This window comes from Salmonella sp. SJTUF14076 (assembly GCF_015534835.1).
Lineage (GTDB): Bacteria > Pseudomonadota > Gammaproteobacteria > Enterobacterales > Enterobacteriaceae > Salmonella > Salmonella enterica.
The window spans coordinates 1,194,843-1,219,759 of sequence record NZ_CP064674.1; the positions used below are offsets into that span (position 1 = coordinate 1,194,843).

29 protein-coding genes and 1 other annotated feature are annotated in these 24,917 nt (G+C 49.7%); of the genes, 16 read left to right on the forward strand and 13 right to left on the reverse strand.

Annotation, left to right across the window (positions count from 1 at the left end):
- Positions 1–234: 234 nt before the first annotated feature.
- Positions 235–717 (reverse strand): SsrA-binding protein SmpB, encoded by a 483-nt coding sequence (gene smpB, locus HU143_RS05810; RefSeq protein WP_001518569.1) that lies wholly within the window; start codon positions 715–717, stop codon positions 235–237.
- Positions 718–905: 188 nt separating this feature from the next.
- On the opposite strand from smpB, the gene HU143_RS05815 reads away from it, so the two are divergent.
- Together HU143_RS05815 and HU143_RS05820 are read left to right on the forward strand one after the other, a co-directional pair.
- Positions 906–1,343, forward strand: a complete 438-nt coding sequence (locus tag HU143_RS05815; RefSeq protein ID WP_001537508.1) for a type II toxin-antitoxin system RatA family toxin — start codon at positions 906–908, stop codon at positions 1,341–1,343.
- Complete coding sequence (locus HU143_RS05820) at positions 1,333–1,623, forward strand: RnfH family protein (protein ID WP_001112990.1); 291 nt, start codon at positions 1,333–1,335, stop codon at positions 1,621–1,623. Before HU143_RS05815 ends, HU143_RS05820 begins: the two co-directional genes overlap by 11 nt.
- Before the next feature lie 165 nt (positions 1,624–1,788).
- Here the strand turns inward: HU143_RS05820 and bamE are convergent, their stop codons facing one another.
- From bamE to nadK, 3 genes are all read right to left on the reverse strand, one after another.
- Entirely contained in the window at positions 1,789–2,127 is a 339-nt protein-coding gene (gene bamE, locus HU143_RS05825) for an outer membrane protein assembly factor BamE (RefSeq protein ID WP_001203445.1), read from the reverse strand.
- 148 nt (positions 2,128–2,275) lie between these two features.
- Positions 2,276–3,937, reverse strand: a complete 1,662-nt coding sequence (recN, locus tag HU143_RS05830; RefSeq protein WP_000880965.1) for a DNA repair protein RecN — start codon at positions 3,935–3,937, stop codon at positions 2,276–2,278.
- An 85-nt stretch (positions 3,938–4,022) separates the two neighbouring features.
- Complete coding sequence (nadK, locus tag HU143_RS05835) at positions 4,023–4,901, reverse strand: NAD(+) kinase (protein ID WP_023227264.1); 879 nt, start codon at positions 4,899–4,901, stop codon at positions 4,023–4,025.
- A gap of 123 nt (positions 4,902–5,024) precedes the next feature.
- Here nadK and grpE point away from each other — a divergent pair, with 123 nt between their 5' ends.
- Entirely contained in the window at positions 5,025–5,615 is a 591-nt protein-coding gene (grpE, locus tag HU143_RS05840; protein ID WP_001518875.1) for a nucleotide exchange factor GrpE, read from the forward strand.
- Positions 5,616–5,649: 34 nt separating this feature from the next.
- On the opposite strand, the gene HU143_RS05845 is transcribed toward grpE, so the two are convergent.
- The 3 genes from HU143_RS05845 to HU143_RS05855 form a co-directional block, all read right to left on the reverse strand.
- Complete coding sequence (locus HU143_RS05845) at positions 5,650–6,255, reverse strand: DUF6630 family protein (RefSeq protein ID WP_001287924.1); 606 nt, start codon at positions 6,253–6,255, stop codon at positions 5,650–5,652.
- Between the two features lie 120 nt (positions 6,256–6,375).
- Positions 6,376–7,662 (reverse strand): HlyC/CorC family transporter, encoded by a 1,287-nt coding sequence (locus tag HU143_RS05850; RefSeq protein ID WP_127172650.1) that lies wholly within the window; start codon positions 7,660–7,662, stop codon positions 6,376–6,378.
- A gap of 19 nt (positions 7,663–7,681) precedes the next feature.
- Positions 7,682–8,473 (reverse strand): cytochrome C assembly family protein, encoded by a 792-nt coding sequence (locus HU143_RS05855; RefSeq protein WP_001537507.1) that lies wholly within the window; start codon positions 8,471–8,473, stop codon positions 7,682–7,684.
- Between the two features lie 165 nt (positions 8,474–8,638).
- On the opposite strand from HU143_RS05855, the gene ffh reads away from it, so the two are divergent.
- The 5 genes from ffh to rplS all read left to right on the forward strand — a co-directional run bounded on the left by ffh (position 8,639) and on the right by rplS (position 12,329).
- Positions 8,639–10,000, forward strand: coding sequence for a signal recognition particle protein (gene ffh, locus HU143_RS05860; RefSeq protein WP_023227265.1), 1,362 nt, complete (start codon positions 8,639–8,641; stop codon positions 9,998–10,000).
- A 313-nt stretch (positions 10,001–10,313) separates the two neighbouring features.
- On the forward strand, positions 10,314–10,562 hold the full coding sequence (rpsP, locus tag HU143_RS05865) for a 30S ribosomal protein S16 (protein ID WP_000256453.1): 249 nt from the start codon (positions 10,314–10,316) through the stop codon (positions 10,560–10,562).
- A gap of 18 nt (positions 10,563–10,580) precedes the next feature.
- On the forward strand, positions 10,581–11,129 hold the full coding sequence (rimM, locus tag HU143_RS05870; RefSeq protein ID WP_000043266.1) for a ribosome maturation factor RimM: 549 nt from the start codon (positions 10,581–10,583) through the stop codon (positions 11,127–11,129).
- 44 nt (positions 11,130–11,173) lie between these two features.
- On the forward strand, positions 11,174–11,941 hold the full coding sequence (gene trmD, locus HU143_RS05875; RefSeq protein WP_000469807.1) for a tRNA (guanosine(37)-N1)-methyltransferase TrmD: 768 nt from the start codon (positions 11,174–11,176) through the stop codon (positions 11,939–11,941).
- Positions 11,942–11,981: 40 nt separating this feature from the next.
- Entirely contained in the window at positions 11,982–12,329 is a 348-nt protein-coding gene (rplS, locus tag HU143_RS05880; protein WP_000065257.1) for a 50S ribosomal protein L19, read from the forward strand.
- Positions 12,330–12,484: 155 nt separating this feature from the next.
- Here rplS and dgcN read toward each other — a convergent pair whose 3' ends face one another.
- Together dgcN and HU143_RS05890 are read right to left on the reverse strand one after the other, a co-directional pair.
- Positions 12,485–13,705 carry a diguanylate cyclase DgcN gene (gene dgcN, locus HU143_RS05885; protein ID WP_001030985.1) on the reverse strand — a complete coding sequence of 407 codons (1,221 nt, stop codon included), beginning with the start codon at positions 13,703–13,705 and terminating at the stop codon, positions 12,485–12,487.
- Entirely contained in the window at positions 13,698–14,216 is a 519-nt protein-coding gene (locus tag HU143_RS05890) for a YfiR family protein (protein WP_001212379.1), read from the reverse strand. Before HU143_RS05890 ends, dgcN begins: the two co-directional genes overlap by 8 nt.
- Before the next feature lie 439 nt (positions 14,217–14,655).
- Here HU143_RS05890 and aroF point away from each other — a divergent pair, with 439 nt between their 5' ends.
- From aroF to HU143_RS05905, 3 genes are read left to right on the forward strand one after another with little or no spacing between them, the layout of a single operon-like run.
- Entirely contained in the window at positions 14,656–15,726 is a 1,071-nt protein-coding gene (gene aroF / locus HU143_RS05895; RefSeq protein WP_001168062.1) for a 3-deoxy-7-phosphoheptulonate synthase AroF, read from the forward strand.
- A 9-nt stretch (positions 15,727–15,735) separates the two neighbouring features.
- The gene (gene tyrA, locus HU143_RS05900) at positions 15,736–16,857 is read left to right on the forward strand and encodes a bifunctional chorismate mutase/prephenate dehydrogenase (protein WP_023227266.1); all 1,122 of its coding nucleotides are present in this window, start codon (positions 15,736–15,738) and stop codon (positions 16,855–16,857) included.
- A 57-nt stretch (positions 16,858–16,914) separates the two neighbouring features.
- Positions 16,915–17,823: an SMP-30/gluconolactonase/LRE family protein gene (locus HU143_RS05905; protein WP_000210991.1), complete on the forward strand. Its 909-nt coding sequence runs from the start codon at positions 16,915–16,917 to the stop codon at positions 17,821–17,823.
- Here the strand turns inward: HU143_RS05905 and pheA are convergent.
- The 4 genes from pheA to HU143_RS05925 all read right to left on the reverse strand — a co-directional run bounded on the left by pheA (position 17,784) and on the right by HU143_RS05925 (position 20,613).
- On the reverse strand, positions 17,784–18,944 hold the full coding sequence (pheA, locus tag HU143_RS05910; RefSeq protein WP_000200077.1) for a bifunctional chorismate mutase/prephenate dehydratase: 1,161 nt from the start codon (positions 18,942–18,944) through the stop codon (positions 17,784–17,786). The two genes, HU143_RS05905 and pheA, sit on opposite strands and share 40 nt — an antisense overlap.
- A 22-nt stretch (positions 18,945–18,966) precedes the next feature.
- Positions 18,967–19,092: a sequence feature (Phe leader region), on the reverse strand.
- Positions 19,044–19,091 (reverse strand): pheA operon leader peptide PheL, encoded by a 48-nt coding sequence (gene pheL / locus HU143_RS05915; RefSeq protein WP_010989056.1) that lies wholly within the window; start codon positions 19,089–19,091, stop codon positions 19,044–19,046. (Overlaps the previous feature by 48 nt.)
- Positions 19,093–19,254: 162 nt before the next feature.
- The gene (locus tag HU143_RS05920; protein WP_054175282.1) at positions 19,255–20,247 is read right to left on the reverse strand and encodes a tyrosine-type recombinase/integrase; all 993 of its coding nucleotides are present in this window, start codon (positions 20,245–20,247) and stop codon (positions 19,255–19,257) included.
- A 66-nt stretch (positions 20,248–20,313) separates the two neighbouring features.
- Entirely contained in the window at positions 20,314–20,613 is a 300-nt protein-coding gene (locus HU143_RS05925; RefSeq protein WP_000085723.1) for a helix-turn-helix domain-containing protein, read from the reverse strand.
- Between the two features lie 108 nt (positions 20,614–20,721).
- On the opposite strand from HU143_RS05925, the gene HU143_RS05930 reads away from it, so the two are divergent.
- Genes HU143_RS05930 through HU143_RS05950 form a run of 5 tightly spaced genes read left to right on the forward strand, consistent with a single transcriptional unit; the run spans position 20,722 to position 24,914 of the window.
- Positions 20,722–21,060, forward strand: a complete 339-nt coding sequence (locus HU143_RS05930; protein ID WP_002954289.1) for a Cox family DNA-binding protein — start codon at positions 20,722–20,724, stop codon at positions 21,058–21,060.
- A gap of 25 nt (positions 21,061–21,085) precedes the next feature.
- Positions 21,086–21,418, forward strand: coding sequence for a hypothetical protein (locus tag HU143_RS05935; protein ID WP_000645096.1), 333 nt, complete (start codon positions 21,086–21,088; stop codon positions 21,416–21,418).
- 9 nt (positions 21,419–21,427) lie between these two features.
- Entirely contained in the window at positions 21,428–21,997 is a 570-nt protein-coding gene (locus tag HU143_RS05940) for a 3'-5' exonuclease (RefSeq protein WP_000681786.1), read from the forward strand.
- A gap of 2 nt (positions 21,998–21,999) precedes the next feature.
- On the forward strand, positions 22,000–22,218 hold the full coding sequence (locus HU143_RS05945; protein WP_000922120.1) for a hypothetical protein: 219 nt from the start codon (positions 22,000–22,002) through the stop codon (positions 22,216–22,218).
- Positions 22,219–22,256: 38 nt separating this feature from the next.
- The gene (locus HU143_RS05950; RefSeq protein WP_054175272.1) at positions 22,257–24,914 is read left to right on the forward strand and encodes a toprim domain-containing protein; all 2,658 of its coding nucleotides are present in this window, start codon (positions 22,257–22,259) and stop codon (positions 24,912–24,914) included.
- Positions 24,915–24,917: the final 3 nt, after the last annotated feature.

Genomic DNA, 24,917 nt, shown 5'->3' on the forward strand with positions numbered 1-24,917 from the left:
TAACATAAAAACAATACTTTTTGTGAAGGTATTCAGCAATATTAAATTTTATAAAAATCATTTGAAGTATTGTGTTATTAGGCTATAAAAATTTTTTAAACAAAGAATATATTCTTGTTGTGGTATTTATTGCTATTGATAAGCGTCAGACACAGAGAATATATTTTCGAGGCATGCATGAGATATGAACATTGACCAGCTTCATACTGAGAAGCTGGTCACAAAAAATGTCTATTATCGGCCTGCATTTTTCATAATGCGTGCTTTATCCAGTTGCCACTCACGTTCTTTAAGATCGGAACGTTTATCATGTTGTTTTTTACCTTTCGCCACGCCGATCTTTACTTTGCACCAGGCATTTTTCCAGTACAGAGAAAGCGCGACGACAGTATAACCTTCACGATTAATACGGCCATACAGCGAATCAAGCTCACGCTGATTTAACAACAGTTTGCGGGTTCGGGTTGGGTCGCATACAACATGTGTCGAGGCGACCGCCATCGGCGTAAAGTTTGCGCCAAACAGCCAGGCCTCGCCATCTTTGAGGATAACGTAACTGTCGCCGATATTGGCTTTTCCTGCGCGCAGAGATTTTACTTCCCAGCCTTGCAGGGCGAGACCAGCCTCGAACTCTTCTTCGATAAAGTATTCGTGCCGGGCGCGCTTATTCAGCGCGATGGTGGCTGAGCCCGGTTTATGTGCTTTTTTCTTCGTCATAAGTGTCGTGAATTCATAGGTAATCTGATATCGAAAACACCCCATTACGTCCTGATGAGGTGCAAAAATCTATCTTAGCATGAGTTGGGCTATGCACGCACAATTAAGGCATGACGGTTGGGGACAGCATTTTTTTTACTCGCTGATAAGTGGTATTATTTACACGATTTATGTTGATGGGAATTGCTATGCCTCAGATTAGTCGGACTGCTTTAGTCCCCTACAGTGCGGAACAGATGTATCAGTTAGTGAATGACGTGCAATCGTATCCCCAGTTTTTGCCTGGGTGTGTTGGCAGTCGTGTCCTGGAGTCATCGCCAGCACAGATGACGGCGGCTGTTGACGTGTCGAAGGCGGGTATCAGCAAGACGTTTACGACGCGTAATCAGCTAACGCGTAACCAGAGTATTCTGATGCATCTGGTGGATGGCCCCTTTAAAAAGCTGATCGGCGGCTGGAAATTTACCCCGCTCAGCCCCGAGGCGTGCCGTATTGAGTTTCAGCTTGATTTTGAGTTTACCAATAAACTCATTGAGCTGGCGTTTGGTCGTATATTCAAAGAGTTAGCGTCCAACATGGTGCAGGCGTTTACGGTTCGCGCCAAAGAGGTTTACCGTGCCGGATAAACTTGTGGTTGAAGTGGCTTATGCGCTGCCGGAAAAGCAGTATTTGCAGCGCGTAACGCTGGAGGAGGGCGCGACGGTCGAAGAGGCGATTCGCGCTTCCGGCTTGCTGGAATTGCGCACGGATATCGATCTGGCGAAAAATAAAGTAGGTATCTACAGTCGTCCGGTAAAACTCACCGATACGGTGCAGGATGGCGATCGGGTTGAAATTTACCGTCCCTTAATCGCCGATCCAAAAGCATTACGCCGCCAGCGCGCCGAAAAATCGGCTGGTAGATAATTAGCCTCTTTTGCCGGATAACGGTGTGAAAGCCGTACCACACCTGAAGCACAGGCGTGCCTGTAAGCCAGATAAACGTAGCGCCATCAGGCAAATTCGTACCAAATGGCGGGGGAGAGGTTTGCAGGCCTGATGAACGTAACCTCATCAGGCGGTATCACAAACTTACTTCGTCAACGCCGGTTTGTTATCAATATTGGTTAACACGCCGCTGCTGTTAAAGGTGAGCGTCAGAGTCTGCTGCGTCACGTTCTCATGTCCTGGCTGCTGGCGGAAGACATAAAACCAGGTGTTCGTACCAAAAGGATCGGTCATCATCGGCGTGCCTAAAGCATACGCAACCTGTTGTTGCGTCATACCAACACGCACTTTGGCGACATCCGTAGGTGTAAGATAGTTCCCCTGATTGATGTCAGGTCGGTAAACCACTCGCTCCAGAGTGGAACAGCCTGCGGTCAACATCAGGAGTACTGCTGCGGCAGCAGTCAGCGTTTTACAGCGCATAGTGATTGGGTTCCTTTTCGGGCCTGAGCAGTACGTGGCTCATATTAATATGCCGATGATAATAGACCTTTCATCACTTTAAAACCTTTTGCTGTCGGGTCTTACGGCGTTTTTGTTGTGAACTCAGACCTTCGGGAGATAAAAAAGTTTACGCCGCCAGCAGTTCTTTTGCGTTTGCCAGCGTATTACGCGTAACTTCACTTCCTCCCAACAGGCGGGCCAGTTCCTGTAAACGCGCACGTTTATCCAAAGGTTGCATATGGGTTTCGGTCATTGCCCCGTCTGTTTCTTTACTGACAAAGAAGTGCTGGTGACCGCACCCGGCTACCTGTGGCAGGTGAGTGACGCACATCACCTGAGTGGATTCGCCAAGCTGACGCAGGAGTTTACCGACCACGGCGGCGGTTGGGCCGCTGATGCCAACATCGACCTCGTCAAAAATTAGCGCCGGCGTTTCCATTTTGCGCGCGGTAATCACCTGAATAGCCAGCGCAATGCGCGACAGTTCACCGCCAGACGCGACTTTAGCGATAGGCTGCAGCGGCTGACCCGGGTTTGTCGTCACTTTAAACTCCACGCGATCGGCGCCGTCGTTGCTCAGATGATGCTCATCAAATTTCACGTCGATAGTAAACAGACCGTGCGGCATCGAAAGTAAATGCATACTTTCAGTGATCAACTGCCCCAGCTCCTGGGCGTAAAACTGACGCTGTTGATGCAGCGCTTGCGCCGTTTCCAGCGCTTGTTGGTGATGCTTATTAACCGCCAGCGTTAGCGTTTCCAGCGAATCGGCCTGATCGTCGAGCTGCTGCTGTTCTTCGAGCAGTGACTGATAAAGCTGCGGCAGCGCTTCCGGGCTGACGTGATGTTTTCGCGCCAGCGAAATTTGTTTAGCGATGCGCTGTTCAAGCTCAAACAGGCGATTGGGGTCTAAATCCAGACGCTCGCAATAGTGGCGTAATTCATCGCTGGCTTCGGTGAGTTGGATAGTGGCTTCTTCCAGCATATCCAGGATGCCGGAAAGCTTGCTGTCCATACCTACCAGCTCGCTAACCAGTTGTTTTGCGCTATATAACTGGCTTTGCAGGTTAACGTCTTCGCCGTCCGCGAGTAGCGCCAGAGCGTTCTGGCTGGTCGTAAGCAACTGCCCGCTGTTGGCCAGCCGTTTGTACTCTTCGTCAATTTGCTCGAATTCGCCGGCCTGCGGATTAAAGTCGTTCAACTCTTTTAACTGATATTGCAGCAGTTCCGCGCGCGCGGCGCGTTCCTGGCTTTGTTGCTGGTGATGGGCGAGATCGCGGCAGCTTTGATGCCATAATTGGTAGCGAGCAGCCATCTGCTGCGCTAAAGCGGCTTCGTTGGCATAGCTATCCAGCAGCGATTTTTGCTGTTCGGGTTTGGTAAGCTGCTGGTGCGCATGTTGACCGTGAATTTGAATCAGCAACTGACCGAGCTCGCGCAATTGAGACAGGGGCACAGCGGTGCCGTTAATAAAGCCCCGTGAGCGACCATCGCTGCTGATAACGCGGCGAAGTAAGCATTCGCGACCTTCTTCAAGCTGGTTTTCTTCCAGCCAGCGCAATGCCGCAGGCGTGTCTTTCAGCGCAAAGCGGGCACACAAATCGGCGCGGGTCGCTCCGGTACGGACCATATCGGCCTCAGCGCGACCGCCCAGACACAGACCCAGGGCATCAATCGCAATAGATTTACCCGCGCCGGTTTCACCAGTAATGACGGTCATTCCGCTCTGAAAATCGATCTCAAGCTCACGAACGATAGCAAAATTGCTGATGGTCAGTTGCGCCAACATAGCTGTTTTCCTGTATGAAAAACCATGACTGTAATTAAATACAGTATAAACTGGTTTTTTATACAGTAAAGAGGCTAACGTAAAATTAGAATAATTTTTTTGACCAACCGAGTTTTGTGCTTAATGTATTGAAATAGCTATAGTCTTTGGGATGTATGAGGTTGAGATGGTAATCGCAGCGGCGAATCAGCACATCTTCTCCTTCCTGAATAGGCAGCGCTATCTGGCTGTCGCAGCTAATTTCCAGATCGCTACGGCGATGCGAAAAACGCAGACGAATCGTGCTACTGCTGTTAATGACTAACGGGCGCGCCGACAAGGTATGCGGGAACATCGGCACCAGGGTGATTGCATCCAGTGAAGGGGTCAGAATAGGGCCGCCTGCGGAGAGCGAATAGGCGGTGGAGCCGGTCGGCGTAGAAATGATCAGACCATCAGACCGCTGTGAAAAAGCGAAGGTTTCATCAATATAAACCTCGAACTCGATCATATGCGCCACTTTTCCCGGATGCAGCACCACTTCATTAATGGCTGTGCTGATACGTTTCTGGCGGCCCTGTTGGCAGACCTGCGCTTCCAGCAGAAAACGTTTTTCGGAGATATAGCGCCCTTCCAGCACATCAGATAATTGTTGCAGGGCGTTGTCCGGATCGAGATCGGTCAGGAAGCCAAGATTACCGCGGTTAATGCCAATCACATTGATGTCATAACGCGCCAGCGTACGCGCTGCGCCAAGCATATTGCCGTCGCCGCCCACGACTACCGCCAGATCTGCCTGTTGACCAATTTCCGCCAGCGTGCCGGTTGGCACATTTTTTAGCTGTAATTCGTGGGCGATTTGTTGCTCCACAATGACCTCATAACCCTGATCGCATAGCCAACGGTAGAGCATTTCATGTGTCGTGAGTGCGGTGGGATGACGCGGATGCCCCACAATGCCGATACACTTGAAATGATTATTCATTTTTCTGAGGTCCTTGTAGCGAAGATTGATGACAATGTGAGTACTTCCCTTGAAACCCTGAATCTGATCCCCATAATAAGCGAAGTTAGCGAGATGAATGCGAAAAAAAACGCGGAGAAATTCATGAGTAGTAAAGAACAGAAAACGCCTGAGGGGCAAGCCCCGGAAGAAATTATCATGGATCAGCACGAAGAGGTTGAGGCAGTTGAACCAAACGATTCTGCTGAGCAGGTGGATCCGCGCGATGAAAAAATTGCGAATCTGGAAGTTCAGCTTGCAGAAGCCCAGACTCGCGAACGCGACACCGTGTTGCGTATCAAAGCGGAAATGGAAAACCTGCGCCGTCGTACTGAACAGGATATCGAAAAAGCGCATAAATTCGCTCTCGAGAAGTTCGTCAACGAATTGCTGCCGGTAATCGATAGCCTGGATCGCGCGCTGGAAGTTGCAGACAAAGCCAATCCGGATATGGCGGCAATGGTCGAAGGGATTGAGCTGACGCTGAAGTCTATGCTGGATGTGGTGCGTAAGTTCGGCGTGGAAGTGATTGCTGAGACCAACGTGCCGCTGGACCCGAACGTGCATCAGGCGATTGCGATGGTGGAGTCGGAAGAGGTTCCGGCAGGCAATGTGCTGGGTATTATGCAGAAAGGCTATACGCTGAACGGTCGTACCATTCGCGCGGCGATGGTGACTGTAGCGAAGGCGAAGTAAAAGTCTGATGGCCGATGTAAAGTCGGCCATTTTTTTAGCTTAAAAAATCCTGCACTTCCAGCCACGGCGTGTTGAAATCCTCTATTTTTTTATATTCGCTCATTGGCAGAACGACCACATTATAGGTGTCAGATCCTTCATTCAGATCAAAAATCTGGAAGCCCCTCTTATTGAGTTCGGTCTGGATGCGTTCAAAGATCTCGTCAAGGTAACGGTCTCCGGCTTCACAGACATCGGAGATTTCATCCTCTTGGGTTATTTCGACAAGAAGATTTCTTAATTCCTCAGAATTCGTCAGGTTTTTTGTGAGTTCATAAAAGCGATCTGCGGCAAAATTAGCCAGTTCGCCTTCTTCATCTTCACCTTTCCAGTCAACGAGGTGAATAAATCCTTCGCCGCGTAGAACTTGTAAAAATGCCTGTGCCAGCTCGTTATTTCCGAGATCGCCACCGCTACAATCCAGGACGTCCTGCAACCCATATTCGTCTTCATCTTCGTCTTCAAAGATTTCAGGTTGCGTCGAAAGTTGAGAGAAAATAGTGGGCCATAAGGTTGGGTTGTGTGATAAAAAAACGTTGGCGACGACGTTGAGGTCGTCTGCAAAATTCTTATCCCATTCAATTACATAATCTTCTGACATAACATCAATATCCTTTCTGAATGCCTGAAAAGACATTATTGCATTGTTAAGTAAATGGCAGGAATTGATGGAATCTTAAAAGACGGCGATAAAAAAGGCGAACCGGAGTTCGCCATTGTGTTACTCCGCCACACTCTCGCGCAGCGGTTTTACCGGTACGACCTTCACCTGCTTAATCATATTTTCCTGTACGTCGAGAATATCGATATCGTACTGCTCAATGCGCACGCGCGTGCCAGCAACCGGAATTTCTTCCAGAGCCTCCAGAATCACCCCGTTGACGGTGCGCGCGTCATCTTCCGGCAGGTGCCAGTTAAACGCTTTATTGATTTCCCGGACGTTGGCGGTACCGTCAATAATAACCGAGCCGTCGTTTTGCGGCGTGACCTCTTCCGCCAGTGTCGGCGACATCGAGGTGGTGAAGTCGCCGACGATCTCTTCGAGAATATCTTCCACGGTGACCAGACCCTGGATATCGCCATATTCGTTGACGACTAATCCGACTTTCTTTTTATTGCGCTGAAATTTAATCAGTTGCGTACTGAGCGGCGTACCTTCCGGGACGTAATAGATTTCATCGGCGGCGCGCAGCATCATCTCTTTGGTGAACTCTTTTTTCTCGGCCATTAACCGCCAGGCTTCACGCACGCGCAGCATACTGATGGCGTCATCCAGCGAATCGCGATAGAGCACAATGCGTCCGTGCGGCGAGTGGGTAAGCTGCCGCTCGATAGATTTCCAGTCGTCATTGATATCGATCCCGATAATTTCATTACGCGGCACCATGATGTCATCCACGCTGACCTTTTCCAGGTCGAGAACCGACAGCAGCATATCCTGATTGCGGCGAGAGATTTGCGAACGGGATTCATGCACGATAGTGCGTAATTCCTCTTTGCTTAACGACCCGCTGACCACGATGTCCGTTTTAATTCCCATCAGACGCATCAGCAGGCGGGTGATGGTGTTAAGTAACCACACCAGCGGCATCATCAGTATCTGTAACGGCGCCAGCAGGAAGCTGCTGGGATAGGCCACTTTTTCCGGATAGAGCGCGGCGATAGTTTTGGGCAGGACTTCGGCAAAAACTAACACGACAAACGTCAGTACCCCGGTGGCGATAGCCACGCCGGCATCGCCGTAAAGCCGCATACCCACAATCGTGCCGAGCGCCGAGGCAAGAATGTTGACCAGGTTATTGCCGATCAGCACCAGGCTTATCAGTCGGTCGGGTTTACGCAGTAATTTTTCTACCCGTTTTGCCGAGCGATTACCTTGCTTCGCCATATGGCGTAAACGGTAACGGTTTAGCGTCATCATTCCAGTTTCGGAACCGGAAAAATAGGCCGAGATGACCACCATGATGATTAATATGATAATCAGCGTGGTGGTGGAGATGTGTTCCAGGGGAAACTCCTTTAAAAGCTTAGCTTACAAATTGCTGTAATATGCGGCTACCAAAATAGGCCAGCGTCAGAATACCCGCGCCTGCGACGTTAAACCACACGACCCGGCGACCCCGCCAGCCTTCATGGTAATGCCCCCACAGCAGAACGATATAGACAAACCATGCCACGATAGAGAGCACGGCTTTATCAATATTTTCAGTACTGAACAGGTTATGCATGTAAAACAGGCCGGTACACAGAGTAAGGGTCAGCAGTACGACGCCAATCTGCGTGATATGAAACATTTTGCGCTCAATGCTCATCAATGGCGGCATTTCATTACTAAACGCCAGCTTTTTGTTCTTCAACTGATAGTCGATCCACGCCAGTTGTAGCGCATACAGCGCGGCGATTATCAGCGTCGCGTAAGAGAAAAGCGACAGACCGATGTGCACCATCATGCCTGGGGTCGCTTCCAGATGCGTAATATATTCATTAGGCATGAACGTGGCGAAGGCGAGGTTAATCAGCGCAAAAGCATAGACAATGGGCAGAAGTAGCCAGCCGCGATTACGCGACGCGACAATGGTCATCACCGTGCAGATCATCAGGCTGACCAGCGAACCGACATTCAGCAGGCTCAGGTTTTGTCCACTGTCGCCGCCGGGCAGAATACGCGATTCCAGCGCGACAGCATGGCACACCAGCGCGATGACCGCAGAAAGAATAGCCATACGCCGCCAGCCGCTGTTTTTTTGCAACAGTCCGGGAACGATCAGCGCGAGGCTGAAGGAGTAGGCGACAAGGGCAAGTAAAGCAAAAACGGGCATAGTTGTGTCGACAGTTGACCAGTGAGAAAGAGAAGCAGTATAGCGTTACGTGACCGCAGCTCCAACCGTTGCATAACAACAAAGACGGCTTCATGGTATACTGTGGCGAAATTCTGTAACTGTGTCGCTGCGGCGACCAACCGTTTCCACCCCAGGCGAGAGACAATGTTTGATAATTTAACCGATCGTTTGTCGCGCACGCTGCGCAATATCAGTGGCCGTGGGCGCCTTACTGAAGACAACGTTAAAGAGACGCTGCGCGAAGTGCGCATGGCGCTGCTGGAGGCTGACGTTGCGCTGCCGGTAGTGCGTGAGTTCATCAATCGCGTAAAAGAGAAAGCGGTTGGTCATGAAGTTAACAAGAGCCTGACCCCAGGGCAGGAGTTCGTCAAGATTGTCCGTAGCGAACTGGTTGCGGCGATGGGCGAAGAGAACCAGACGCTGAATTTAGCTGCGCAGCCGCCAGCCGTAGTATTGATGGCGGGTCTGCAGGGGGCGGGTAAAACCACCAGCGTCGGTAAGCTGGGTAAATTCTTGCGCGAGAAGCACAAGAAGAAAGTGCTGGTCGTCTCTGCCGACGTCTATCGCCCGGCGGCGATCAAACAGCTCGAAACGCTGGCTGAGCAGGTTGGCGTGGATTTCTTCCCGTCTGATGTCGGCCAGAAACCGGTTGATATCGTCAACGCCGCGCTGAAGGAAGCGAAGCTCAAATTCTACGACGTGCTGCTGGTGGATACCGCCGGTCGTCTGCACGTTGACGAAGCGATGATGGACGAAATCAAACAGGTCCACGCTTCTATCAAGCCAGTAGAAACGCTGTTTGTCGTCGATGCGATGACCGGTCAGGATGCGGCGAATACCGCAAAAGCCTTTAACGAAGCGCTGCCGTTAACCGGCGTGGTGCTGACCAAAGTTGATGGTGATGCGCGTGGCGGCGCGGCGCTCTCTATTCGTCATATCACCGGCAAGCCGATTAAATTCCTCGGTGTCGGCGAGAAAACCGACGCGCTGGATCCGTTCCATCCGGATCGTATCGCCTCGCGTATTCTCGGCATGGGCGACGTGCTGTCGCTGATCGAAGATATCGAAAGTAAAGTTGACCGCGCACAGGCTGAAAAGCTGGCGACTAAACTGAAGAAAGGCGACGGTTTCGACCTGAACGACTTCCTGGAACAGCTCAAACAGATGAAAAACATGGGCGGTATGGCCAGTCTGATGGGCAAATTACCGGGCATGGGGCAGATTCCGGACAACGTTAAATCGCAGATGGATGACAAAGTGCTGGTGCGTATGGAGGCGATCATCAATTCGATGACGCTGAAAGAACGCGCGAAGCCGGAAATCATTAAAGGTTCCCGCAAGCGTCGTATCGCGCAGGGCTGTGGGATGCAGGTGCAGGACGTTAACCGCCTTCTGAAACAGTTCGACGACATGCAGCGCATGATGAAGAAAATGAAGAAGGGCGGGATGGCGAAGATGATGCGGAGTATGAAGGGGATGATGCCGCCAGGCTTCCCGGGTAGATAAATATATCGGGCTACCTTATTTGCCATTTTGACGCCGGAGTGTGCTCGACAAAACACGATAGTGTTTTGAACGCCCTTTAGGGCGGCCCGAAGGGCGAGCGGAGCGAGTAAATGCTCACGTACTGCGTGTACGCTCCGCTTTCTGCGCGCACGCCGACGCCAAACTGGCTGCAACGGTCACGCCCTGGAATCAAGCTTCATCACATGTTGATTGCTTTTTTCCCAGAAATCAGTAAAATTTTCGGGCTTTTAATATGACGCCGGGCTCCGTTCCTCGATGGGGCCCGGTTGTTTTATTCACACAAGAGGATGTTATGGTAACTATTCGTTTAGCTCGTCACGGCGCTAAAAAGCGTCCGTTCTACCAGGTTGTTGTCACCGACAGCCGTAATGCACGCAACGGTCGCTTCATTGAGCGCGTTGGTTTCTTCAACCCAATCGCTAGCGAAAAAGAAGAAGGCACCCGCCTGGATCTGGATCGCATCGCTCACTGGGTTGGCCAGGGCGCAACCATTTCCGATCGCGTTGCGGCGCTGATCAAAGAAGTAAAAAAAGCAGCTTAATCTGTCACGGTGGTCATGATGAGCAAGCAACTCGCCGCACAAGTACCCGCTGAACCGGTTGTACTGGGGAAAATGGGTTCTTCATACGGTATCCGTGGTTGGCTCAGAGTGTTTTCCTCCACTGAAGACGCCGAAAGCATTTTTGACTATCAGCCCTGGTTTATCCAGAAGGCGGGTCAGTGGCAGCAGGTACAGCTGGAAAGCTGGAAGCACCACAATCAGGATCTGATCATCAAGCTGAAAGGCGTTGACGATCGAGATGCCGCGAATCTTCTGACGAATTGCGAAATTGTCGTGGATTCCTCGCAACTTCCTGCGCTTGAGGAGGGAGACTACTACTGGAAAGACCTGATGGGCTGCCAGGTAGTCACCGCTGAAGGCTACGATCTCGGTAAAGTTATCGACATGATGGAAACCGGGTCGAATGACGTTCTCGTCATTAAGGCGAACCTGAAAGATGCATTTGGTATCAAGGAACGACTAGTACCGTTCCTCGATGGGCAGGTTATCAAGAAAGTCGATCTCGCTACTCGTACTATCGAAGTAGACTGGGATCCTGGTTTTTAAACCACCGAATAAACGGTAATAAATGGCGTTATGGGGATTGGCTTGTGTTTATTGGCATCGTTAGCCTGTTTCCTGAAATGTTCCGCGCAATTACCGATTACGGGGTAACTGGCCGGGCAGTAAAAAAAGGCCTGCTGAACATCCAAAGCTGGAGTCCTCGCGACTTCACGCATGACCGGCACCGTACCGTGGACGATCGTCCTTACGGCGGCGGACCGGGGATGTTAATGATGGTGCAACCCTTGCGGGACGCCATTCACGCAGCAAAAGCCGCGGCAGGTGAAGGCGCTAAAGTGATTTATCTGTCGCCTCAGGGACGCAAGCTTGATCAAGCGGGCGTTAGCGAGCTGGCCACGAATCAGAAACTTATTCTGGTGTGTGGTCGCTACGAAGGCGTAGATGAGCGCGTAATTCAGACCGAAATTGACGAAGAATGGTCAATTGGCGATTACGTTCTCAGCGGTGGCGAACTACCGGCAATGACGCTGATTGACTCCGTCGCCCGGTTTATACCGGGGGTTCTGGGGCATGAGGCATCAGCAATCGAAGATTCGTTTGCTGATGGGTTGCTGGATTGTCCGCACTATACGCGCCCTGAAGTGTTAGAGGGGATGGAAGTACCGCCAGTATTGCTGTCGGGAAACCATGCTGAGATACGTCGCTGGCGTTTGAAACAGTCGCTGGGCCGAACCTGGCTTAGAAGACCTGAACTTCTGGAAAACCTGGCTCTGACTGAAGAGCAAGCAAGGTTGCTGGCGGAGTTCAAAACAGAACACGCACAACAGCAGCATAAACATGATGGGATGGCATAGGCCCCCGAATATCAGTTTACCCAGGATAAGAGATTAAATTATGAGCAACATTATTAAGCAACTTGAACAAGAGCAGATGAAGCAGAACGTACCTTCCTTCCGTCCGGGCGATACCGTGGAAGTGAAAGTATGGGTTGTTGAAGGTACCAAGAAACGTCTGCAGGCATTCGAGGGCGTGGTTATCGCTATTCGTAACCGCGGTCTGCACTCTGCATTCACTGTTCGTAAAATTTCCAACGGCGAAGGCGTTGAGCGTGTCTTCCAGACTCACTCTCCGGTAGTTGACAGCATTGCTGTTAAACGTCGTGGTGCTGTTCGTAAAGCTAAACTGTACTACCTGCGTGAGCGTACTGGTAAAGCGGCTCGTATCAAAGAGCGTCTTAACTAAGAACGCGCTTTCGCAACATCCGAAAGCTTGTAGAAAAGAAGGGGCTGGCATTACGCTGGCCCCTTTTTTATGGGGTGCTCCACGCCATAGACGGTTACATGATTAGGCCGGGTCTGTGGTCTCAACGCTGAGTCAGAAACGGCCTGGCCCGTTCCTTAGTTTAGCGAGCGTTCCGCACGCCGGTGTTTAGCCTGATACATATTTCGATCGGCCAGTTCTTGTAGTTTTTCGGCAGTGGCATGTTCCCATGTCAGCGCAAAGCCAATACTCAGGGTCATCGTTATCCGCTGGCCGTTATGCAGTTCAAAAGGTCGATTAAACGCCTGGGATAGCGCTGCGCAAATACGTTGTACTTCATATTCCGAATGTACATCGTAAAGCACCATCGCAAATTCATCGCCGCCGAGTCGGTAAGTCTGATAACGGCTACCACCGAATTCCGCTAATCTTTTGGCAACCTCTATAAGTACGCGGTCGCCTGCCGCATGTCCCCAGGTATCATTAATATATTTAAAGTTATCGCCATCCAGAAATAACAATGCCGAACTGCTACGAGCGGAATTGTCCTTCATCAGCGCGTTAATACAGCTGCGAAATGCCGCGCGATTGGCAAGCCCCGTCAGCGGATCGTGCAGCGCGGTACGTAGTAACTGAGCATTTTTAGCCTGAAGCCGTAGCTGCCATTCTTCCATCTCATCCAGAAGGCTATTGAAATCCTGCGCAAACAGGTGAAATTCCGCAATACGCTCATCAGGTACCCGGCGTGAAAAATTTCGGTTAGTGCGAACGTCGTGTACAACTTCAGTAATATTTTGCAGCGCATCCACAACGCCATTGTGTAAATAACGTGTGAGCAGCAGGGCAATGCCGGATGCCAGCAGAATACATCCTGTCAGTACTGCCAGCGATAGCCAGATAAAATGACCAATAAGGCTGTCGCGGGCGACAAGCCGTACTTCGCCGATGGCCCTGCCGTTGTGCCAGACGGGTTGTGATACCGGCAATGGAAAAAGCCAGTGGCTAATTAAGCCGATGAGCTTATCGTCTGCGGCTCGCGCATCATAGCGCCATGAGGCGATAGTTCGGCCATTTTTATCGCGGACCTCCGCCGCTGAAAATTGTCCCTGGCGTCCCAGTGTGGCGAGCGTTTCCGCTGCGGCCGCGTTATCGGAAAATACCAGTGCCGCTTCAAGGCTATGGGCCATTGTGGCGGCGGTCAAATCGAGATTCTTTTGCGCATACTGTTTGAGCGTAAGGACAGACGCAACGCAAATTAATAGCCAGATCAATGTCATTGTAAGCAGCACGCTGATTATACTAATCCGCCGTAGTGTGCGTTTAAATGTTGGTCTGGACAGAGAAAATTCCTTATTCATGCTTTTGATTCCGTGCAAGCATTAATACTTCTGGATTCACTCTCACCCCGCTATGCGAGAGGGAGTCCAGGTTGACGGAAAATTTGACTTCATCATTGTTAATGATCAGACAAAATGCGCTGCCAATAATACATTCAGTATTTTGCTCGGCAATTAATAACAAAGCATTAACTGGATAATGACGCGTTAACTCCACCTGATAAGCTGGCGATTCATTGCCAAAGTAAAAACCATCACAGCGGGCGCTCAGGGCTTCTTGTGTGGTACGGATGACAAGCGGTTGATAAGGGAAAGCCCAGTCAGCCTCTTCGCTAAGTACCCTGACAAAACGAGCAGATGAAAATATGCATAGCCTTGGCGGCCCGGATAACGCCGGCCAGTGTGTATAACTGACGATACCGGAGACGATGGCGCGTACGGATTTCTCTTCTTCCGTGACGCGTTGAGCATACAGAGGCAAGCTTGCTAATAATAGCGATAACAGAAGGATAAATCGGTGAGAAAAACGCATTAACAAGTCCCCACCATCTTCATTCGTAAAGCATTAAAATACATCCGTGATTGTTTGTAGCAAAATAACATTATTTTGCCATATCGTCATTATGTCTTATTGATAATATGAATAATTTAATTGGCGTCCCTGATATTAAATTCTTGTGATTATGGTATTAATCACCCTATATCAGAAAGTAAAAATATGTGTGCGGAGAAAAAATAATCAAAAAATAGCGAGCATCGCTCATTTTACCGCTTTTCTGAGGCTGGGAATAAAATAATTCACTTGTTGTGTAAATTTTTTGATACGAAATGGAGGGGTTTAATCGACGATTGCGCATGGTGTAAAGTTTATTTTACGTAATATGGATTGAAATCTTTACTTTTTGTGGTATGGTTTAAACATCCTCGTGGAGGATCAACTATCGCAAACAAGAAAAGACAGGATCGCCATCATGCAAAAAGACGCGCTGAATAACGTACGTATCACCGATGAACAGGTATTAATGACGCCGGAGCAGCTTAAAGCGGCCTTTCCTTTGAGTCTGGCGCAGGAAGCGCAGATAGCGCAGTCCCGGGGAATCATTTCTGACATTATTGCCGGGCGCGATCCGCGTCTGTTGGTGGTATGCGGTCCTTGTTCTATTCACGATCCTGAAACCGCTCTGGAATATGCCCGTCGATTTAAAGCCCTTGCCGCAGAGGTCAGCGATAGCCTCTATCTGGTAATGCGCGTCTATTTTGAAAAGCCGCGGACTACCGTCGGCTGGAAAGGGCTGATTAACGATCCTCACATGGATGGCTCATTTGATGTGGAAGCCGGGTTGAAAATAGCGCGTCAGCTACTGGTGGAACTGGTGAATATGGGGTTGCCATTGGCGACCGAAGCGTTGGATCCGAACAGCCCGCAATACCTGGGCGATCTGTTTAGCTGGTCGGCGATAGGCGCGCGCACAACCGAATCGCAAACCCACCGCGAAATGGCGTCTGGTCTTTCTATGCCGGTCGGCTTTAAAAACGGCACGGATGGCAGCCTGGCGACAGCGATTAACGCCATGCGCGCCGCTGCGCAACCTCATCGTTTTGTTGGCATTAACCAGGCCGGTCAGGTTGCGTTATTGCAAACCCAGGGAAATCCGCATGGCCATGTGATTTTGCGTGGCGGCAAAGCGCCAAACTATAGCCCGGCAGATGTCGCTCAGTGTGAAAAAGAGATGGAACAGGCGGGACTACGTCCTTCGCTGATGGTAGATTGCAGTCATGGTAACTCCAATAAAGATTATCGCCGCCAGCCAGCCGTTGCCGAATCTGTGGTTGCGCAGATTAAAGATGGCAATCGTTCAATCATTGGCTTAATGATTGAAAGTAATATTCATGAGGGGAATCAGTCTTCCGAGCAGCCGCGCAGCGAAATGAAGTATGGCGTTTCCGTCACCGATGCTTGTATTAGCTGGGAGATGACCGATGCCCTGTTACGTGAAATTCATAAAGATTTGAGCGGCCAGCTGGCGGTGCGCGTCGCATAAGAGGTTGTTATGGTTGCTGAATTGACCGCGTTACGCGATCAAATAGATGATGTCGATAAAGCGTTGTTGAATTTACTGGCTAAGCGCCTGGAACTGGTTGCCAAAGTCGGCGAGGTGAAAAGCCGTTTTGGCCTGCCTATTTACGTGCCGGAGCGTGAGGCCTCTATGCTGGCTTCACGACGGGCGGAAGCAGAAGCGATCGGTGTCCCGCCCGATCTCATTGAAGATGTCCTGCGCCGGGTAATGCGTGAATCTTACTCCAGCGAAAATGATAAGGGGTTCAAAACGCTTTGTCCTTCTCTGCGTCCGGTCGTCATTGTGGGCGGCGGCGGACAGATGGGGCGTCTGTTTGAAAAAATGCTCACGCTGTCGGGCTATCAGGTCCGTATTCTGGAACAGCAGGATTGGCCGCGCGCCAGGGACATTGTCGCCGATGCCGGAATGGTGATCGTCAGCGTGCCGATTCATGTTACTGAACAGGTCATAGCGCAACTGCCGCCCTTGCCGTCCGACTGTATTCTGGTCGATCTGGCATCGGTGAAAAGCGGTCCGTTGCAGGCAATGTTGGCGGCCCATGATGGCCCCGTGTTGGGCTTGCATCCGATGTTTGGCCCGGACAGCGGGAGCCTGGCGAAGCAGGTGGTGGTCTGGTGTGACGGGCGTCAACCGGAAGCGTATCAGTGGTTTCTTGAGCAAATCCAGGTGTGGGGCGCGCGGTTGCATCGAATTAGCGCAGTCGAGCACGATCAGAACATGGCTTTTATCCAGGCGTTGCGCCACTTTGCTACCTTCGCTTATGGGCTGCATCTGGCGGAAGAGAACGTCCAGCTTGAGCAGCTTCTGGCGCTTTCATCGCCGATTTATCGACTGGAGCTGGCGATGGTCGGGCGTCTGTTCGCCCAGGACCCGCAGCTGTATGCGGACATTATTATGTCGTCGGAGCGCAATCTGGCGCTTATCAAGCGTTACTATAAACGTTTTGGCGATGCGATCGGGTTACTGGAACAGTGTGATAAGCAGGCTTTTATCGACAGTTTTCGCAAAGTTGAACACTGGTTTGGCGATTATGCCAGACGCTTCCAGAATGAAAGCCGTGTGTTATTGCGTCAGGCGAATGACAGCCGACCATAATGATGACATCTATACTAAAAGCCAGCTTTGCTGGCTTTTTTCGTTTAAGGAACCGTTATGACTACGCCGCACGTTTTATTTGATTATGTCGGACATCTACCAGAATGCCCCACATGGAGCGAGGATGAAAGCGCGCTGTATTGGACCGATATCCTGGAACAGGAGATCCATCGTTACCATCCGGCGAGCGGGACGCATAGCGTGCTGGCGTTTCCGGAAGAGGTGGGCTGTTTTGCCTTGCGTGAGCAGGGCGGATTTATTGTGGCCATGCGTCATGCTATCTGGCTGGCCGATAAAAATGGATTATTGCAGCGTAAGGTTTGCGACAATCCCTCTAATACGAAACTGGCGCGTTTCAACGATGGCGGCACTGATGGCGATGGACGTTTTTATGCCGGAACGTTCTGGGCGCCAGGTGACTATAATGGCGCGTTGCTGATGCGGATCGATCATGACCTGACGGCAAAAGTGATCCAGTGCGATATCCAGGGACACAACGGCCTGGCGTTCAGCCCGGATAACCAGTGGATGTATACCTCCGATACGCCGAATGGCGTGATATACCGCACGTTACTTGATAAGCATGGCGAACCGGGCAAGCGTGAACTTTTTCGCCATTTTGGCGAAGGAGAAGGACTTCCCGACGGCGCGGCGATGGATAGCGAAGGGTGCTACTGGAGCGCGATGTTTGACGGCTGGCGCGTGGCGCGTTTCTCACCGCAAGGAGAGCAGCTGGAAGAGTACCGGTTGCCGGTACGTTGTCCGACGATGGTTTGCTTTGGCGGCGCAGATATGAAAACGCTGTTTATTACAACTACCAGAGAAAATATGTCTGCTCAGGAAGTGGCGGATTATCCGCTCTCCGGCGCCATCTTCACCCTGCAGGTAGCCGTCGCAGGGATGAAGAAAAGCCGTTTTATTGAACGTCAGGCAGGTTCTACCGGCACGACGTTTTCGCTGGGATAGCAGCCAAGCACTTTCATTGAGCGCGTGATCTCGCCCAGCTCTTTTAGCGCGCTTTGCATTACCTGCGACTCCAGGTTCGCCTGAATATCGAGATAAAACATCTCTTCCCACGGATTGCCGTGAATGGGGCGCGACTCCAGTTTCGTCATGATGAGATTGTGGTTACGCAGCACCAGCAGCGCTTCGACCAGCGCGCCAGCTTGCTGCCCGGTGGCGATTAACAGAGTGGTTTTTGCCGGAACCTGATCGGAAACGTTGATGGCTTTGCGCGCCAGTACCAGAAAGCGGGTGATATTCTGCGTCTGGTTTGCGGCGATGCGTTCCAGCACCTGTAAACCGTGCAACATGCCGCCTGCCTCGCTGCCGAGCGCCGCGACGCGCGGAGAGTTCGCCTGCGCGACTTTTTCCATCGCTGCCGACGTACTCTCGGTATAGTCGATTTTCCAGTGCGGATAGCGGCTCAAAAACTTACTGCACTGCTGGAACGGCTGCGGATGGCTGTACACCGTTTCGATGGTATTCAGATCCGTAGCGCCGGAAACCAGCACGCAGTGATCGATAGTGACGGTCATCTCACCGACAATCGACAGGCTGGTGTGTTGCAATAAGTCGTACACATCGTTAATAGCGCCGGAGCTGGTGTTCTCTATCGGAACCACGGCGTAATCGGCCTGGCCGGTTTCGACCTGATGAAAAATATCGGCGAATTTTGCGCAGCCGCTCTCAATAAATTGCTCAAAATGGCGTGCAGCATACTGGCGCGCCGCGAGATGAGAATAGGAGCCTTTCGGCCCAAGAAACGCAATACGTGCCGAATGAGGGTGAGTATTATTCAGATGTTGTTGCAGCAGCGCCTGCTGAGTAAGCACGGAGTCTTCAATGATAAGCTGGAACAGACGGGTAATGTAGTGTGCGTCGAGATGGTGGGCTTTACCGAGATGGATGAGTCTGTCCAGCAGCGCGCGTTCACGATCGATATCCCGAACCGGACGATGCGACAGTAGTTTTGCTTGTCCCACTTCAATCGCCAGCGCGCGTCGTTTTGCCAGTAAGGCCAGTAACTCTTCGTCTAAAGCGCTGATTTTATCTCGCAGCGCCAGTAATGGGTTTTCCGATGTCATAGTGTTGCCTTTTTTGTTATCAATAAAAAAGGCCTCCCGGTGGGGGAGGCCTTCTTGTTCGTCTTCGCATTCTTTATCACATGACGAAACGCCTCCCGGTCAGGGGAAGATAAAAAAGAATGCGAAGAAAAACCGGGTGAGCTTCATAACTGTTTCCTTTGTGTACGTAAGTACAGTACCCGTACTGTTTTAATCCTGTCAACAAAAAACGCGCCCGAAGGTGCGATTGAAATGCTTGTTAAATAAGGCGCTCTTATTTAAATCAATCAGTTATGAGCGCCTTATCAGCCCTAATTACCCCTAAAGTGCCTTAGTTGGTGGACATTATCTGGACACTCCCGCGCATAGGGTTAAACCGTATAGCATCGGATAAATAGTCCGGGGCGAAGTGAGCATACGTCATTGTTTGCTCAATAGTTGTATGCCCCAGGATTCGCTGTAGCGTGATAATGTTTCCACCGTTAATCATGAAATGAGTAGCAAAAGTATGTCGTAACACATGAAGCGCTTGTCCTCTTGGCAGGTCGGGTTTTACCTTACGGAGTACATCGCGAACTCGTTCATAGTTAGTGTCAAACAACTTTCCTGATTTGCGCGTAAGGATGTAGTCAGCTATCTCTTGTGAAATTGGAACTGTTCGGGCGGGGCCAGTTTTAGTCTTGACGAAAGTTACACGATTACTGATAACGTGTTCTGCTTTCAGATTACTGGCTTCGCCCCATCGCGCCCCTGTATTTAGGCATAACACGACAACCCTACGATCATCACCAGTGAGTGCCATTAATAAGTCCCGGATCTCCTCTTCTGACAGGAAGGACATTTCTGTGTTTTCTAGGCGTAGTTTACGCACCTTGTGAAATGGGTTTTCATGATGAAACTCCTCCATATCAATTAGCAGCCTAAACATGCTGGACATAGTGCAAAAGTCCCTGTTTACCGTTCCGGCAGATACACCATCATGTAGCCTGTTTGCGCGATACTTCATTAAAAAATTACGGGTCAGTTCGTAAACTCTGGGTTCGCCCATTTCACGGTTAATCTTTTCTAGCCGTTTTTTGTATGAGTCACCGTAATTATGGTTTTTACCGTGGTAACTCCACCATAGCGCGATCAAATCAGACAAAAGTCTTCTGTCTGCTGGTTTATCCTGCCACTCTTTATCGTGGAAGTTTGTCAAAACATATTTTTCATATGCCTGAGCTTCTGACTTCCTGTTGAATTTTCGGCGAATCCTCTTTCCTGAAGTTCCGCGCGGTCTTACGTCCACTTCATAACGACCATCATCGAGCTTCTTAATCGACATAGCGAAGCCCTCCGACATTCGAATCATTATGTAAATTATGTGCTAATGCGTATAGAAAACAGACAATTAACCAGCCTTCTGGGCGGAGTGGGATGATTTTTTGTCGTCTTGCCCATCAGGGGAGAGAGACGGCGCGATCTGTCCCGCTGCCGGTGCTGTTTTGCCTGTCATCAGCCAAAGCGTATATTTTTCAAACCGCTGTACTCCAACAGCACGTTCAACAATTTCAGCTCTGGCCGATTGATGTCCAGATTCATATTTTTTTACTGTCCCGATAGCGACTCCGGTAAGTTCCGCAAAACTTTTCTGGGTTAAACCTTCGGCCTTACGTATCTGGCGGAGTTTCTCCGCATAATCTCTTGACATGGTTCTTAAATTGCAACTATCATCGGTTCTCGTATAAGAACCTTGTTTAACAAACCCTAGAACGCCCTAAGATGCTCTAGGAACCCAAACTGACGGAGGATAACACAGATGAAAGAGCTATCCGAAAACGAGATTTCATTACTGGTGACACCAGAACTTTTTGCTACCTACATAGGTAAAACACCGTCTGCGATCCGAAAAATGGCTTCTGCTAATAAGTTGCCAGTTGTACGCATGAAAGATCCTGATAACCCATCGAAAAAAGGGGGAGAAATTTATATTCATCGTGGCGAATGGGATGATTACGCAGCTTACCTTGCGCAGTCTGCACCGCCTGAGTGGCATAACTGGAAAAACCGCTTATTTACATCTGAACCAGGAATCTTTAAAGAGTGGGCTAAGCGAGTTTTTACGACGAGTAAAACAACAAGCCATAATAAAAAATAATTTTTTAATTTATTCGGGATTCACTATGAAAGCGAAATACGCCACGCTTATTCGTAGCCTGTTACGTACCTATCGCGAACAGGCAAGTGCTATTGAGAAGGAGTCATTCTCTGTTCATAGCGATGGTATCCAGTTAATGGAGCTAAATTTAAAACTGGCGAAGTGTCTCGAAGGTATGTCTTTAATGGCCAGGTTTAATAATGAATTTGAGGATTATTGTGAACTTCACGAAATTACTATGATGGCTTTTAATGGGAGTATTCCGGTTGATGATAATATTCCAGGCCTCATTTCACTCGCTTCATGCACTGTAAAAAATAATAAATCTGCTGTACAACTTACCGCCGTTCAACGTTAAGGAAATACCATGAAACATTTAATGATTGACCTTGAGACAATGGATAATAAACCAACCGCTGCAATTACTGCTATCGGTGCTGTTCTGTTTAATCCGGAAACGGGTGAAATGGGGGAAACATTCTATCGTCGTATCAGTCTTACAAGTAGCGTTGATTACGACTGCACGATGGGCGCAGATACAGTGTTGTGGTGGCTGCGTCAGTCCATCGAAGCAAAGAGCGAGATTATTAATGATGCGAATTGTCCGCTGGATACCGCCATATCTGACCTTTTCCATTTTATCTGTGAACTCACTGATGCACATCATTTACAGGTCTGGGGTAATGGAGCGTCATTCGACAACGTTATTCTTCGTCATGCTGCAAATAAGGTCGGCTTGTTAAGCCCAATGTGGAATTACTGGAATGATCGTGATGTAAGAACAGTAAGTGCACTGGCTAAAGCTCTGGGACTGAACATTAATAATATTATTAAGTTTGAAGGCGTCAAACATCACGCTTTATATGATGCTATCCATCAGGCAAAAATTGTTTCTTATGTCTGGACGTACCTCATGAAAATAGCCAGTGTGAAATAACTATGCTGAAAGTGACCTCTCATGCAAGTGAAAGTGTCATAAACAAGGCATTTTCAGCGCTGACAGAATATTACAACGGCAAAAAGGTTTATCAGGTTATTAAGCCGAATCATTATTTTTCTGTTCATGTCTCCTATCGCTGGCGTCTGCTTAGTAAGAATAAGGGCAGGGACTGGGAATTAATGACGCACGAGCGATATAACAAACAGTATAAAATATAATTTTTGCCTTTCTTCCACTATTCATATCTGGATTATATATGAACGCTACGATACAACGGGACGTTGTGCGCCGCCTTGTCCGTGACTTTGAATTTAAAGAAAAAGATAAATATTTGCAGCAGGGCATATGCCCTTCCTGTCATAAACGTGAGTTATTTACCAGTATTGAGAAACCCTGGATTCTGAAATGTGGCCGCGAAAATAACTGCGGTCATCAGGTCGTTGTTAAAGAGCTGTATTCGGATATTTTTGAAGACTGGTCTAAGCGTTATCAGGACACGCCCGAAACCCCACATGCGGCGGCAGAAGCCTATCTGCGTGAGGCCAGAGGGCTGAATACGGAACCACTGAAAGGCAGTTTTACCCAGGGCGCATTTGTGAAGGATGGTATGGGATCTGCCACTGTCCGGTTTAAGTTGTCATGTGGTGCCATGTGGGAGCGTATCATTGACCAGCCGCAGCGCTTCGGAAAACAAAAAGCGAATATCAAAGGAAGCTATGTTGGTCACTGGTGGGTACCGCCTTTTATTAACCTGCTGGAAGTGAACGAAATCTGGATCACCGAGGGCATTTTCAATGCACTGAGTCTTTGTCAGGCTGGCTTACCTGCGGTGGCAACACTGAGCAGCAATAATTATCCGCTGGCCGCGCTGGATACACTGGCCAAAGAATTGGGTGAAAAACCACGCCCGCGCCTTGTATGGGCGTTTGATGGTGATAAGGCCGGTACAAAACACACACTGGCTTTTGCTGCGCGCAGTGATGCCGCCGGCTGGAAAACGCGCGCCGCGCAGCCGGTGAAATCATCGTCTTGCCTGGACTGGAATGATTTGCTGCTACGTGACCGTTTCAGTAAATCAGACATAAAAAATTACCGCTATTATGGCGATCTCCTGCTGGCGAAAAGCCCGACTGAAAAAGCCCTTCTTATGCATCAACATAATGAATGGCATTCGTTTTATTTTGAGTATGGCTCACGTATGTACTGGTTTGAGCTGGATCTTGACCGGTACACACGCGCACTGGATCGTATTACCAATACCGGAACCGAAGTCATACAGGAATGGGAGGCCAGAGAAAAAGCTGTTAAAGAGTCCGGATGTGTCACGGAAATTGCCAACTGCTGGCTGACTCCCCTGTATTTCCAGCGTTCTGAACCCACGGACGAGTCCTGGTATTATGTGAAGGTGAATATGCCAAACAGACCGGCTGTGAAAGACACCTTCACAGCAAATCAGCTTACCAGCTCCGCCGAGTTTAAAAAGCGGTTGTTGCATATTGCCAAAGGGGCTGTGTATACCGGGAGTACCAAACAGCTGGATAAGTTTATTCAGATGCGTCTTCCCGAAATCAAAGAGGTTAAAACGCAGAATTTTATTGGTTACAACAAGGATTATTCAGCGTGGTTGTTTAATCGTGTGGCCGTTTGCGATGGCCGGCTGTATGAAATGAATGACGAGGATTATTTCGAAATTAACCATGCAAGCGTAAAAAGCCTGAGTCTTACGCCTGTACTGGATCTGAATCCAAAGCTGAATGAATTTACCACAGGCTGGATTGACGATATCTGGACGGCGTTCGGTGAAAAAGGATATGTGGCGCTGGCGTTCTGGCTGGGGTCACTCTTTGCTGAACAAATCCGCGAACGTGACAAGTCATTTCCGTTTCTGGAGATTGTCGGCGAACCCGGAACGGGTAAATCAACGCTTATTGAGTTCCTTTGGAAACTCGCTGGCCGTGAAGAATATGAAGGTTTTGATCCATCTAAATCGACGGCCGCAGCGCGCGGGCGTAACTTTGCTCAGGTAAGTAACCTGCCGGTGGTGCTAATTGAAGGTGATCGCACTACGGACAACGCGAAACAGCGTGCTTTTGACTGGGATGAACTGAAATCACTGTATAATGGTCGGGCATCCCGCGCAGTAGGCATCAAATCCAACAATAACGAGACATATGAACCGCCATTCAGGGGAAGTATTGTTATCGCACAGAACGCAGATACAGACGGCAGTAAGGCGTTTCTGGAGCGTATTATCCATATCTACACTGACAAACGTGGCCAGTCCATTCAGACGCGACATGCCGCAGAGCGGCTTGAACAAATCCCTGTCAGTCGGGTGTCCGGATTCACGTTACTGGCGGCCATGCGTGAAAAAGAAATTATGGATACGTTCAGCAGGAGTTACGAACGCGCCCGTAATGAACTGGAGTCAGATGCGGATATTCGCCATATTCGTATTGCAAAAAATCACGCGCAGCTGGCTGGTCTGCTGGATGCGCTCGCGATTGTTGTACCGTTGCCGGTTGAGCGCATAGAAAAAACCCGTGCGGCTATCACTGCACTGGCCGTGGAACGCTGCCAGGCACTTAAAAAGGATCATCCTATGGTTCAGGAGTTCTGGGAGTTGTTTGATTACCTGGATGAACTGGCACCTTATGGCATCAATCATTCGTCTGATGAGAATGAAATAGCGGTTAATTTTAACCACATGGAGGAAGTCGCCGCTGCACACCGGCAGCGCATACCTTTTACCTTAACGGAAATCAAAAAGCTGCTTAAAAACGGTAATGAACGCCGTTTCATCAGGCAGGGAACCACACGCAGCGCAGTAAGTGAGCGTCATAATCGCGGTAAAGGGGATATGTCCAGAATGCCTGAGACCTTCCGGTGCTGGATATTTGGTCGAGAGAAATAAAAA

Excerpts from the sequence above, each read along its gene's own strand:
- smpB (WP_001518569.1), bottom strand. The coding sequence starts at position 717 with ATGACGAAGAAAAAAGCACATAAACCGGGCTCAGCCACCATCGCGCTG.
- HU143_RS05815 (WP_001537508.1), top strand. The coding sequence starts at position 906 with ATGCCTCAGATTAGTCGGACTGCTTTAGTCCCCTACAGTGCGGAACAG.
- bamE (WP_001203445.1), bottom strand. The coding sequence starts at position 2,127 with ATGCGCTGTAAAACGCTGACTGCTGCCGCAGCAGTACTCCTGATGTTG.
- recN (WP_000880965.1), bottom strand. The coding sequence starts at position 3,937 with ATGTTGGCGCAACTGACCATCAGCAATTTTGCTATCGTTCGTGAGCTT.
- nadK (WP_023227264.1), bottom strand. The coding sequence starts at position 4,901 with ATGAATAATCATTTCAAGTGTATCGGCATTGTGGGGCATCCGCGTCAT.
- grpE (WP_001518875.1), top strand. The coding sequence starts at position 5,025 with ATGAGTAGTAAAGAACAGAAAACGCCTGAGGGGCAAGCCCCGGAAGAA.
- HU143_RS05845 (WP_001287924.1), bottom strand. The coding sequence starts at position 6,255 with ATGTCAGAAGATTATGTAATTGAATGGGATAAGAATTTTGCAGACGAC.
- HU143_RS05855 (WP_001537507.1), bottom strand. The coding sequence starts at position 8,473 with ATGCCCGTTTTTGCTTTACTTGCCCTTGTCGCCTACTCCTTCAGCCTC.
- ffh (WP_023227265.1), top strand. The coding sequence starts at position 8,639 with ATGTTTGATAATTTAACCGATCGTTTGTCGCGCACGCTGCGCAATATC.
- rpsP (WP_000256453.1), top strand. The coding sequence starts at position 10,314 with ATGGTAACTATTCGTTTAGCTCGTCACGGCGCTAAAAAGCGTCCGTTC.
- rimM (WP_000043266.1), top strand. The coding sequence starts at position 10,581 with ATGAGCAAGCAACTCGCCGCACAAGTACCCGCTGAACCGGTTGTACTG.
- rplS (WP_000065257.1), top strand. The coding sequence starts at position 11,982 with ATGAGCAACATTATTAAGCAACTTGAACAAGAGCAGATGAAGCAGAAC.
- dgcN (WP_001030985.1), bottom strand. The coding sequence starts at position 13,705 with ATGAATAAGGAATTTTCTCTGTCCAGACCAACATTTAAACGCACACTA.
- HU143_RS05890 (WP_001212379.1), bottom strand. The coding sequence starts at position 14,216 with ATGCGTTTTTCTCACCGATTTATCCTTCTGTTATCGCTATTATTAGCA.
- aroF (WP_001168062.1), top strand. The coding sequence starts at position 14,656 with ATGCAAAAAGACGCGCTGAATAACGTACGTATCACCGATGAACAGGTA.
- tyrA (WP_023227266.1), top strand. The coding sequence starts at position 15,736 with ATGGTTGCTGAATTGACCGCGTTACGCGATCAAATAGATGATGTCGAT.
- HU143_RS05905 (WP_000210991.1), top strand. The coding sequence starts at position 16,915 with ATGACTACGCCGCACGTTTTATTTGATTATGTCGGACATCTACCAGAA.
- pheA (WP_000200077.1), bottom strand. The coding sequence starts at position 18,944 with ATGACATCGGAAAACCCATTACTGGCGCTGCGAGATAAAATCAGCGCT.
- HU143_RS05920 (WP_054175282.1), bottom strand. The coding sequence starts at position 20,247 with ATGTCGATTAAGAAGCTCGATGATGGTCGTTATGAAGTGGACGTAAGA.
- HU143_RS05925 (WP_000085723.1), bottom strand. The coding sequence starts at position 20,613 with ATGTCAAGAGATTATGCGGAGAAACTCCGCCAGATACGTAAGGCCGAA.
- HU143_RS05930 (WP_002954289.1), top strand. The coding sequence starts at position 20,722 with ATGAAAGAGCTATCCGAAAACGAGATTTCATTACTGGTGACACCAGAA.
- HU143_RS05935 (WP_000645096.1), top strand. The coding sequence starts at position 21,086 with ATGAAAGCGAAATACGCCACGCTTATTCGTAGCCTGTTACGTACCTAT.
- HU143_RS05940 (WP_000681786.1), top strand. The coding sequence starts at position 21,428 with ATGAAACATTTAATGATTGACCTTGAGACAATGGATAATAAACCAACC.
- HU143_RS05945 (WP_000922120.1), top strand. The coding sequence starts at position 22,000 with ATGCTGAAAGTGACCTCTCATGCAAGTGAAAGTGTCATAAACAAGGCA.
- HU143_RS05950 (WP_054175272.1), top strand. The coding sequence starts at position 22,257 with ATGAACGCTACGATACAACGGGACGTTGTGCGCCGCCTTGTCCGTGAC.